Raw genomic sequence first — 10,179 nt, forward strand, 5'->3', positions numbered from 1 at the left:
TCTGTTATCCGTTTGCATTTCAGACTGCCTCAAGCTCGCTCATGAAGTCCTGGAGTTCATCCAGGTCTGCATCGCTATGGGTATTCAAGCCATTGATCATTGCTGCGTAGTCCTGCAGCGTTTGCGCCTGGAACAACAACGCCAGGGGCAGGCTCGTGCCAAGCTCGACCTGTAGCCGCGCCATGACCTGGGTAGCCAGCAAGGAGTGCCCACCCAGTTCGAAGAAGTTGTCGCCCAGGCCTACCCGCTCCAGCTTCAGCACATCGGCCCAGATTGCCGCGATCCGTTGCTCCAGTTCGCTTTGCGGCGCGAGGTACTCGCGCTGCAACTGGCTGGCATCCGGTTGCGGCAGCGCACGGCGGTCCAGCTTGCCGTTGGCGGTCAACGGCAGTTTGGCCAGGAACAGCAGGTGGGCCGGCACCATGTAGTCCGGCAGGCTCGCCTTCAGCGCAGTGCGCAGCGCCTCACGCTCGGCAGCCTGGGCCTCGGTGCTGGCCATCACGGCCGCATCGGCAGGCACCACATAACCCACCAGCTGCTTGCCGCCCGGGCCGTCCTGGGCCAGCACCACGCCCTGGGCCACGTTGGCTTGCGCCTGCAGCCGCGCCTCGATCTCGCCCAGTTCGATGCGAAAACCTCGAATCTTCACCTGATGGTCGATCCGCCCCAGGTACTCCACCACCCCCGCGCCGCCGTAGCGGGCCAGGTCGCCCGAGCGGTACAGGCGACCACCCTGGCTGTCGAACGGGTTCGGCACGAAGCGTTCGGCGGTCAGCCCCGGGCGCCCGTGATACCCCCGCGCCAGGCCGGCCTGGCCGATCACCAGTTCGCCGTGGCTGCCCGGGGCCACCGGGTTCAGCGCGGCATCCAGCAGGTACCACGACAGGTCCGGGATCACCTCGCCGATCGGGCTGCTCGCACCCTTGGCCAGGTCGGCCTGGGTGATCGGCCGGTAGGTCACGTGCACCGTGGTTTCGGTGATGCCGTACATGTTGATCAGCCGTGGCTGCCGGTCACCGAACACCTCGAACCAGGGCTCGAGGCTGCTCACGTCCAGCGCTTCGCCGCCGAACACCACATGCCGCAAGGCCAGGCCCTGCCCCTGCCGCGCTGCCGCGCAGGCCACCGGGATCAACTGGCGGAACGCCGACGGCGTCTGGTTCAGCACCGTGACCTGCTCACGCTGCAGCAGCGCATGGAAGTCCTCGGTGGAACGCGCCACATCCTTGGCCACCATCACCGCCCGGCCGCCATACAACAGCGCGCCGAACAGCTCCCATACCGAGAAGTCGAAGGCGTAAGAGTGGAACACCGTCCACACGTCACTGGCATCGAAACGGAACCAGTCCTGGGTCGCCGCGAACAACCGGACCACGTTCTGGTGCGGCAGCAGCGTGCCCTTGGGCTTGCCGGTGGAGCCGGAGGTGTAGATCACGTAGGCCAGGTTCTGCGGGGCTACTTCGATATTCGGGTTGGCATCGCTGTAGCCGACCAGAGTTTGTTCATCCAGCTCCAGGCACTCGATAGCGGCCGGAATTGGCAGTGCCTCACGCAGATGTGCCTGGGTCAGCAATAAAGTGATGCCGCTATCAGCAAACATGTAGGCCAGGCGGTCTTCCGGGTACTCCGGGTCCAGCGGCACATAAGCACCACCGGCCTTGAGAATGCCCAACAGGCCAACCACCATGTCCAGGCTGCGCTCCATGGCGATGCCTACCAGCACATCAGGGCCGACACCGCGCTCGATCAGCTTGTGCGCCAACTGGTTGGCCCGGCGGTTCAGTTCGCCGTAGCTCAGGGTCTGCTCGCCGAAGGTGGCTGCCGGGGCCTCGGGGGCGGTGGCCACCTGGGCCTCGATCAGCTCATGAATGGTTCGCTCATCCGGGAAGGCGGCGGTATTGCGGTTCCAGTCACGCAGCACGGCCTGCTGCTCGTCCTCGCCCAGCAACGGCAGCTCGCTGATGCGTTGCCCGGGCTGGCGCACGATGGCTGCGAGCAGGTTGACCCAATGCCGCGCCATGCGCTCGATGGTGCTGGCGTCGAACAGGTCGGTGGCGTACGTCAACGAAGCCCCGATGCCCTGTTCATGCTCGAATGTGTCCAGGGACAGGTCGAACTTGGCCGTATTCGTGCTCCACTCCAAGCCCGACATTTCCAGGCCCGGCAAGCGGTGCTGGCTGCCCTTGAGCTCGGTCTGGTGGTTGTACAGCACCTGGAACAACGGGTTGTGCCCAAGGTTGCGCTCAGGCTGCAAGGCTTCGACCAGTTGCTCGAATGGCAGGTCCTGGTGGGCCTGCGCGCCCAACGTGCGCTGGCGCACCTGTTGCAGCAGCTCGCCGAACGTCAGCTGCACATCGAACTCAGCACGCAGCACCTGGGTGTTGACGAAGAAGCCGATCAGGCGCTCGGTCTCGACCCGGTTGCGGTTGGCCGTGGGCACACCAACACGGATGTCGGCCTGGCCCGAGTAGCGATGCAGCAAGGTCTGGAAGCTGGCCAGCAACAGCATGAACGGCGTCACGCCCTGCTGCTGGGCAACGCGCTTGAGGTTGGCCGCCAGCTCATTGCCCAACTCAATCGGCCACCGCGCGCCTTGGTGGCTCGGTACAGCCGGGCGCGGATGGTCCAACGGCAGCTCCAGCACCGGTTGCTCATCACCCAACTGTTCGGTCCAGTAGGCCAGCTGCCGCGCCTGCTCACCGGCCTCCATCCAGTTGCGCTGCCACACGGCAAAGTCCGCGTACTGGATCGGCAAGGGCGGCAACTGCGGCACCTGGCCCTGGCTGTAGCCGGCATACAGTTGCACCAGTTCGTCGACCAGCACCGGCATCGACCAGCCGTCGGCGACGATATGGTGCAGGGTCAGCACCAGCACGTGCTGGTCCGCCGCCAGGCGCAGCAGCCCGGCCCGCAGCAGCGGCCCCTGCTCCAGGTCGAACGGTTGCCCTGCTTCGGCTTCGACCCAGGCCCGCACAGCGGCCTCGTCGGCGTTTGCCTGCTCCTCGATGGCCAGCTTGAATGGTACCTGGGCATGAATGACCTGCACCGCCTGCTCGCCGTCCAGGCGGAAGGTGGTGCGCAGGGTTTCGTGGCGCTCGATCAAGGCGCCGAAGGCTTGTTGCAGAGCAGCGATATCCAGCGCCCCGGCCAGCTTCAGTGCGGCCGGAATGTTGTAAGTGGCGCTGTGCGGTGCCCATTGCCACAAGAACCACTGCCGTTGCTGGGCATAGGAAAGCGCCAGCGGCTGCTCCCGGGAAACCCGCCCAATGACGCTGGAGCAAGCCTGCTCGCCTTGCGCTGCAAGCCTGGCGAAGTCGGCCAGGCTCGACGTTTCGAACAGCGCGCGCAACTGCAGCTCCACGCCCAGGCTCTGACGTACCCGGGAGATCACCTGGACGGCGAGCAGGGAATGCCCACCCAGTTCGAAGAAGTTGTCGCCAAGGCCTACCCGCTCCAGTTTCAGCACATCGGCCCAGATCGCCGCGATCTGTTGTTCCAGTTCACTCTGCGGGGCCACGTATGCCGCTTGCAGCAGGCTGGCGTCCGGTTGCGGCAATGCACGGCGGTCCAGCTTGCCGTTGGCGGTCAACGGCAGCCTCGCCAGGAACAGCAAGTGGGCCGGCACCATGTAGTCCGGCAGGCTCGCCTTCAACGCAGTGCGCAGCGCCTCGCGCTCGGTAGCCTGGGCCTCGGTGCTGGCCATCACGGCCGCATCGGCAGGCACCACATAACCCACCAGCTGCTTGCCGCCCGGGCCGTCCTGGGCCAGCACCACGCCCTGGGCCACGCTGGCCTGCGCCTGCAGCCGCGCCTCGATCTCGCCCAGTTCGATGCGAAAACCTCGAATCTTCACTTGATGGTCGATCCGCCCCAGGTACTCCACCACCCCCGCGCCGCCGTAGCGGGCCAGGTCGCCCGAGCGGTACAGGCGACCACCCTGGCTGTCGAACGGGTTCGGCACGAAGCGTTCGGCGGTCAGCCCCGGGCGCCCGTGATACCCCCGCGCCAGGCCGGCCTGGCCGATCACCAGTTCGCCGTGGCTGCCCGGGGCCACCGGGTTCAGCGCGGCATCCAGCAGGTACCACGACAGGTCCGGGATCACCTCGCCGATCGGGCTGCTCGCGCCCTTGGCCAGGTCGGCCTGGGTGATCGGCCGGTAGGTCACGTGCACCGTGGTTTCGGTGATGCCGTACATGTTGATCAGCCGTGGCTGCTGGTCGCCGAACACCTCGAACCAGGGCTCGAGGCTGCTCACATCCAGCGCTTCACCGCCGAACACCACATGCCGCAGGGCCAGGCCCTGTCCCTGCCGCGCTGCCGCGCAGGCCACCGGGATCAACTGACGGAACGCCGACGGCGTCTGGTTCAGCACCGTCACCTGCTCGCGCTGCAGCAGCGCATGGAAGTCCTCGGTGGAACGTGCCACATCCTTGGCCACCATCACCGCCCGGCCGCCATACAACAGCGCGCCGAACAGCTCCCATACCGAGAAGTCGAAGGCATAGGAGTGGAACACCGTCCACACGTCACTGGCATCGAAACGGAACCAGCCCTGGGGCGCTGCGAACAGCCGGACCACGTTCTGGTGCGGCAGCAGCGTGCCCTTGGGCTTGCCGGTGGAGCCGGAGGTGTAGATCACGTAGGCCAGGTTCTGCGGGGCTACGTCGATAGTCGGGTTGGCATCGCTGTAGCCGGTCAGGTCTTCGACATCCAGATCCAGGCTGTGCAGGCCAACCGGGATCGGCAGGGCTTCACGCAGGTGCGACTGGGTCAGCAGCAAGGCAATGCCACTGTCGGCGAACATGTAGCTGAGGCGGTCTTCCGGGTACTCCGGATCCAGCGGCACATAGGCACCACCGGCCTTGAGAATGCCCAGCAGGCCGACCACCATGTCCAGGCTGCGCTCCATGGCGATGCCCACCAGCACATCCGGGCCGACACCGCGCTCGATCAGCTTGTGCGCCAGCTGGTTGGCCCGGCGGTTCAGTTCGCCGTAGCTCAGGGTCTGCTCGCCGAAGGTGACTGCCGGGGCTTCGGGGGCGGCGACCACCTGGGCCTCGATCAGCTCATGAATGGTTCGCTCATCCGGGAAGGCGACGGTGTTGCGGTTCCAGTCACGCAGCACCGCTCGCTGCTCGTCCTCGCCCAGCAATGGCAGCTCGCTGATGCGCTGGCTCGGTTGGCGCACGATGGCTTCCAGCAGGTTGACCCAGTGCCGCGCCATGCGCTCGATGGTGCTGGTGTCGAACAGGTCGGTGGCATAGGTCAGCGAAGCCCCGATGCCCTTTTCGTGCTCGAATGTATCCAGGGACAGGTCGAACTTGGCTGTATTCGTGCTCCACTCCAAGCCGGACATTTCCAGGCCCGGCAAGCGGTGCTGGCTGCCCTTGAGCTCGGTCTGGTGGTTGTACAGCACCTGGAACAACGGGTTGTGGCCAAGGTTGCGCTCAGGCTGCAAGGCTTCGACCAGTTGCTCGAATGGCAGGTCCTGGTGGGCCTGCGCGCCCAACGTGCGCTGGCGCACCTGTTGCAGCAGCCCGCTGAACGTCAGCTGCACATCGAACTCGGCCCGCAGCACCTGGGTGTTGACGAAGAAGCCGATCAGGCGCTCGGTCTCGACCCGGTTGCGGTTGGCCGTGGGCACACCAACACGGATGTCGGCCTGGCCCGAGTAGCGATGCAGCAAGGTCTGGAAGCTGGCCAGCAACAGCATGAACGGCGTCACGCCCTGCTGCTGGGCAACGCGCTTGAGGTTGGCCGCCAGCTCATTGCCCAGCTCAATCGGCCAACGCGCGCCTTGGTGGCTCGGTACTGCCGGGCGCGGATAGTCCAACGGCAGCTCCAGCACCGGTTGCTCATCACCCAATTGGTCGGTCCAGTAGGCCAGCTGCCGCGCCTGCTCGCCGGCCTCCATCCAGTTGCGCTGCCACACGGCAAAGTCCGCGTACTGGATCGGCAGGGCCGGCAGCGTCGGCACCTGGCCTTGGCTGTAGCCCGCATACAGTTGCACCAGCTCATTGACCAGCACCGGCATCGACCAGCCATCGGCGACGATATGGTGCAGGGTCAGCACCAGCACGTGCTGGTCCGCCGCCAGGCGCAGCAGCCGGGCCCGCAGCAGCGGCCCCTGCTCCAGGTCGAACGGTTGCCCTGCTTCGGCTTCGACCCAGGCCCGCACAGCGGCCTCGTCGGCGTGCGCCTGCTCCTCGATGGCCAGCTCGAACGGCACTTGATCATGAATGACCTGCACTGCCTGCTCGCCATCCAGGCGGAAAGTGGTGCGCAAAGTTTCGTGACGCTCGATCAAGGCGCCGAAGGCCTGTTGCAGGGCGGCGATATCCAGCGCCCCGGCCAGCTTCAGTGCGGCCGGAATGTTGTAGGTGGCACTGTGCGGTGCCCATTGCCACAAGAACCATTGCCGTTGCTGGGCGTAGGAAAGCGCTAGCGGCTGAACCCTGCTCACGCATTCGATGACAGCAGCCTGTGCCCGTTCACCGTGCTCGGCACGTTTGGCAAAGTCCCTCAACACCGGAGCCTCGAACAGGGTAAGCAACTGCACGTCTAGCCCCAGGTGCTGACGAATTCGGGCAATCACCGAAACTGCCAGCAGAGAATGCCCGCCCTGCAGGAAGAAGTGGTCGCCGAGGCCGACCCTCTCCACCTTCAGCACATCCGCCCAGATCGCCGCGATCTGCTGCTCCAGATTGCTCTGCGGCGCGATGTAATCGCCCTGCGACTGGCTGGCATCCGGCTGCGGCAGGGCCTTGCGGTCCAGCTTGCCGTTCGGCGTCACCGGCAGCTTGCCGAGCAGCAGCAGGTGCGCCGGTACCATGTAGTCCGGCAAACCGGCCTTCAGCGCCTCGCGCAGGCTGTCGCGCAATGCGCCTTCGTCTTGCGTGCTGTCGGCAGGCACCACATAGCCCACCAGCTGCTTGCCGCTTGGCCCGTCCTGGGCCAGCACCACGGCTTCCTGCACACTCGGCAGTTCCAATAGACGCGCCTCGATCTCACCCAGTTCGATACGCAGGCCACGGATTTTCACTTGGTGGTCGATGCGCCCGGCGTAGTCGATCACGCCATCGGCGCGGTAGCGCGCCAGGTCGCCGGTGCGGTACAGGCGGCCGCCGTTGTCGCTGAACGGGTCCGACACGAAGCGTTCGGCGGTCAGCGCCGGGCGTTGGTGGTAACCACGGGCCAGGCCGACACCACCGAGGTACAGCTCGCCAGCACTGCCGCGCACCGCCGGTTGCAGGCTGCCTTCGAGGATGTGGGTCTTGAGGTTGTCGATCGGCTGGCCGATCGGCACGCTGATGCTTTCGTCCGGCTGGCAGGTCCAATGGGTCACGTCGATCGCCGCTTCGGTCGGGCCGTACAGGTTGTACAGGCCCGCCGCTGGCAGGCGTTGCAGGGTCTGGCGCGCCAGCTCGGCCGGCAACGCTTCACCGCTGCACACCACGCGCTTGAGGCTGACGCAGCTCTCGACCGCTTCGTGGGTCATGAACGCCTGCAGCATCGACGGCACGAAGTGCAGCGTGCTGATGCCGTAATGATTGATGGTTTCGACCAGCAACTGCGGGTCGCGGTGCGCGCCGGGCTGGGCCATGACCAGGCGCGCGCCGGTCATCAGCGGCCAGAAGAACTCCCACACCGACACGTCGAAGCTGAACGGGGTTTTCTGCAACACGCTGTCGCTGGCGTCCAGGCGGTAGGCCTTCTGCATCCAGCACAGCCGGTTGACCAGCGCCTGATGGCTGTTGCCAGCGCCCTTCGGGCGACCGGTGGAGCCGGAGGTGTAGATCACGTAGGCGAGGTTCAGCGGGGCCACGTCGATGTTCGGGTTGGCATCGCTGTAGCCGTCGAAGTTCTCGGTATCCAGGTCCAGGCTGCGCAGGCCGGCCGGGATCGGCAGGGTCTCGCGCAAGTGCGACTGGGTCAGCAGCAAGGCGATGCCGCTGTCCTCGAACATGTAGCTCAGACGGTCCTGGGGATATTCCGGGTCCAGCGGCACATAGGCGCCACCGGCCTTCACGATACCCAGCAGGCCGACGACCATCTCCAGGCTGCGCTCCATGGCGATGCCCACCAGCACGTCCGGGCCCACGCCCTGCTCGCGTAGCTTGTGCGCCAGCTGGTTGCTACGGCGGTTGAGCTCGGCATAGCTCAGGGTCTGCTCGCCAAAGGCCAGCGCCGGGGCATCCGGGGTGGCGAACACCTGGGCTTCGATCAGCTGATGGATGCTTTGCCCTGCCGGGAAGTCCGCTTCGGTTGCGTTCCAGTCGCGCACGATGATGTGCCGCTCAGGCACATCCAGCAGCGGCAGGTCGGCAACCCGCTGCCCAGGCTCGCATACGATCCCCTGCAGCAGGTTCAGCCAATGCCGGGCCATGCCCTCGATGGTCGCCGCGTCGAACAGGTCGGTGGCGTAGGTCAGTGCCGCGCCAATGCCCTGCTCGTGCTCGAAGGTATCCAGGGTCAGGTCGAACTTGGCGGTGTGGCTGTCCCAGACCAGCTCTTCCATCTGCAGCCCTTGCAGGCTACGGCGCTCGCCCTTGGCCTGGGTCTGGTGGTTGTACATCACCTGGAACAGCGGGCTGTGGCCCAGGTTGCGCTCGACCTGCAAGGCCTCGACCAACTGCTCGAATGGCAGGTCCTGATGGGCCTGGGCACCCAGTGCGCGTTGCTTCACCTGCTGCAGCAGGTCAATGAAGGTCATCTGCAGGTCGAACTCGGCCCGTAGCACCTGGGTGTTGACGAAAAAGCCGATCAGGCGCTCGGTCTCGACCCGGTTGCGGTTGGCAACCGGTACACCGACGCGGATGTCTGGCTGGCCGCTGTAGCGGTGCAGCAGCGCCTGGAAGCTGGCCAGCAACAGCATGAACGGCGTCACGCCCTGCTGCTGGGCCAGCTGCTTGAGCGCCCCGGCCAGTTGCTGGTCCAGAGCGACCTTTACCCGTGCGCCCTGATGGCTGCTCACGGCGGGCCGCGGGCGGTCGGTGGGCAGCTCCAGCACGGGCTGCTCTTCCCCCAGTTGCGCGGTCCAGTAGGCCAGTTGCCTTTCCTGCTCGCCGGCCTCCATCCAGTTGCGCTGCCAGGTGGCGTAATCGGCGTACTGCACCGGCAGTGTCGGCAACGCCACGGGTTGGCCCTGGCTGTGGCCGTGGTAGAACTGCACCAGCTCGTTGACCATTACCGGCATCGACCAGCCGTCGGAGACGATGTGGTGCAGGGTCAGCACCAGCACATGTTCGTCTGCTGCCAGGCGCAACAGGCACACACGCAGCAGCGGGCCCTGCTGCAGGTCGAAAGGCAGGTGGGCTTCGGCCTCGACACGCTGACGCAGGTGGCTGTCATCGGCCTGCGCCAGCACTTCAACGGCCAGTTCGAAAGGGACACGTGGGTGGATCACCTGAACCGCCTGCTCCCCTTCCAGGTGGAAGGTGGTACGCAGCGTTTCGTGGCGCTCGATCAGGGCCTCGAAACTGCGCTGCAGGGCTTGGGTATCCAGGTGGCCTTTGAAACGCAAGACGGACGAGAGGTTGTACGCGCTGCCCACCTCGCCCAATTGCGACAGTATCCACAGGCGCTGCTGAGCGTAGGAAAGCAGCACCGGCTCTGCAGGATCCCTCGGGAAGATCGGCGTGACACCGTACAGGTTCACGCCTTGTTTCTTGAGCAAGGCTGCCAACGCCTTACGTTTTTGGGTGGACAACGATACGACCGTATCGAGCAGCTCTTGCACAGGGAATCTCCTAAGAAATCAGCTCATCAATTTCCTCCGTAGTTAGACGGTTGAGTGGTGGCATGGATTTAGATGGAAATTCGGGGGAGGCAGCGCCCGGTGCATGTACAGCGTCAGCCTGATACCTGCACCGAACCCACTTCCCATGGCACTGCACATAACTCATTGGCAGGGCCTCTGTGGGACTCGGAAACCTGCGCCGTACCCGTGGGAGCGGGCGCGCCCGCGAACACCGGCGAAGCCGGTGCCATCCACCGCGTCGCCTGCTTCGCGGGTGAACCCGCTCCCACAAGGGCCCCACCAGCTGAAGGAAAACGCCATACCTGTGGGAGCGGGCGCGCCCGCGAACACCGGCACAGCCGGTGCCATCCACCGCGTCGCCTGCTTCGCGGGCATGCCCGCTCCCACAGGCCCCCCCACCAGCTGAAGGAATGCGCCAT

General features: G+C 65.7%; 1 protein-coding gene. It reads right to left on the minus strand.

Features of this window, described 5'->3' with window-relative positions; genetic code table 11:
• Nucleotides 1-19: 19 nt before the first annotated feature.
• Entirely contained in the window at nucleotides 20-9,676 is a 9,657-nt protein-coding gene (locus ABX298_RS03510) for an amino acid adenylation domain-containing protein (RefSeq protein WP_367394081.1), read from the minus strand.
• Nucleotides 9,677-10,179 lie beyond the last annotated feature (503 nt).

Source organism: Pseudomonas sp. X4, from assembly GCF_040784925.1.
Classification (GTDB): Bacteria; Pseudomonadota; Gammaproteobacteria; order Pseudomonadales; family Pseudomonadaceae; genus Aquipseudomonas; species Aquipseudomonas putida_Z.